1 protein-coding gene is annotated in these 1,303 nt (G+C 51.2%); it reads right to left on the minus strand.

Annotated features, from left to right (window positions below; genetic code table 11):
* Positions 1–26: 26 nt before the first annotated feature.
* A protein-coding gene (locus tag NYR02_RS14620; RefSeq protein WP_260977094.1) for an IS3 family transposase occupies positions 27–1,249 on the minus strand; the annotation gives its coding sequence in 2 pieces (ribosomal slippage) (positions 27–895 and positions 895–1,249; 1,224 coding nt in all).
* Positions 1,250–1,303: the final 54 nt, after the last annotated feature.

The raw sequence follows: 1,303 nt of genomic DNA on the forward strand, positions 1-1,303 counted from the left end.
TGTCTAGTCCTGAAATACGTTGACACTTATTTCGCAAACGCCCGATGAACCTCATCGGGCGTTTTGTATTTAAGAGACAGGTGCGGTCGCCGGCTGTTGTACTGCATAACCGACTCCCGAACCATCTCTCTTGCTTCACTCAAATCCCGCGGCTTTACCACCAGATACTCGTTCTTAATAATTCCATTCACCCGCTCCGCCAGCGCGTTCTGGTAACAGTCATAGCCGTCCGTCATTGAGCATCGGACACCATACCGTTTGTGGACGTCCTGATACTTGGCAGAACAGTACTGAATGCCTCGGTCTGAATGATGTATCAGCTCGTCTTTGCCCCGTCGTTGCCTCAAAGCCTTTCTGAAGGCCTGTACGACCGAACCTGTCTTTAGATTATCGTGGACGTGATAACCCACGATTTTCCGCGAATACGCGTCCGTCACCAGACTGATATAGGCCTCGCCATGCTGTACCGGCAGGTGAGTAATATCGGCTACCCATACATGATCAGGCCTCTGGGCAACAACCTGCTCACTGCCTGGTTTTAATAAGTTGGGATGGCGACGAAAACGATGATGACTATTGGTGGTCTTGTGGTAAGCCCGCTTACGGGTGATCAGCATTCGCCGTTCGCGCAGCAGCGCAAAAAGACGGTCTCTGCCAATGCTCAGGCCGTTGCTTGCTAGCCGTTTTTGCAACTTACGGGTCCCCAGTCTTGGCTGTTGTATTCGTTCGCGCACAACAAAACTCAAGACCTGGGTATCCTGTTGCTGACGTATCCGATCCCGTTGACGCTGCTGGTAATAAGCTTGCCTGCTGATCCCCAGGTAGGCGCAACTTCGGCTGACAGATAGTCCTGCTACCGCTTTCTTTTCGATGATCTGGCACGTGGCTTTTTTACGATGCTGACACCGTAATCACGCTCCAGTACATCAACGACGGCTTCAAAAAACTCCGCTTTCATCTTCGACTCAGCCAGCTGTTGTTCAAGTTCTTTGATGCGCTGCTCAGGCGTTAACGGCAAGGATTCGTCTGACATGGTGTGGCTTCCGGGGGTGGTCATTGGATGGCTGCCTTTGGACCAGTCCAGTTTGCCATGCTTGCGCAACCAGACCAAAACCGTTGATCGCCCCTGGATGCCATAACGTTGTTGGGCTTGCTTGTAGCTCAGTTCGCCTTTTTCAATCTGATCAACAACGGCCAATTTAAAGGCGAGGGAATAATCTCGCTGGGTTCGCTTGGAGGTTGATAACATCACACTTTCCTGTTTTTGGGGTTGGAAAGTGTCAACTCTATTCAGGACGAGACA

Source organism: Thalassolituus pacificus (assembly GCF_025318105.1).
Taxonomy (GTDB): domain Bacteria; phylum Pseudomonadota; class Gammaproteobacteria; order Pseudomonadales; family Oceanobacteraceae; genus Venatoribacter; species Venatoribacter pacificus.